1 pseudogene is annotated in these 412 nt (G+C 59.2%); it reads right to left on the bottom strand.

The features are described 5' to 3' along the window. Positions 1 to 228, bottom strand: a pseudogene (locus EN818_RS30910) (hypothetical protein); the annotation flags it as partial. Between the last annotated feature and the right edge of the window lie 184 nt (positions 229 to 412).

Genomic DNA, 412 nt, shown 5'->3' with positions numbered 1-412 from the left:
GGCGGGGGCACGCGCGAGCGCCTTGAGCATGAATACGGCGACCTTGTTCAGTCTTGCGATGTCGGCGACGTGAGCCGCCGAGATTGCCGGCGCGGGCATATCGGCCTGGCCGTCGCCGACGCCGGCGCCGGGTGCGAAAAACAGCCTCAGACAGGCCTGCACATAGGCGACTTCATCGGCACAGCCGGCGGCACGCAGCCTTTCATACGAGCCATCCTGCATCGCCATGCCCGATGTCGTTCTCCGCAAAATGCCGCCCGAGGCGTTTATATCGTAACTGCGAAGAAAAACACCGAAAAAATTATCGCAATCGCCTATGGTGCGGCCGGAGACGCTTCTTTTATGCAACCCCAGCTTTCAAAATGAGCTCACGTGCAATCACTTTTGAAGACAACTTCGGAGATGCTCCGGC

The organism is Mesorhizobium sp. M3A.F.Ca.ET.175.01.1.1 (genome assembly GCF_004791945.1).
Lineage (GTDB): Bacteria > Pseudomonadota > Alphaproteobacteria > Rhizobiales > Rhizobiaceae > Mesorhizobium.
This window is presented reverse-complemented; position numbering and strand designations above follow the sequence as displayed.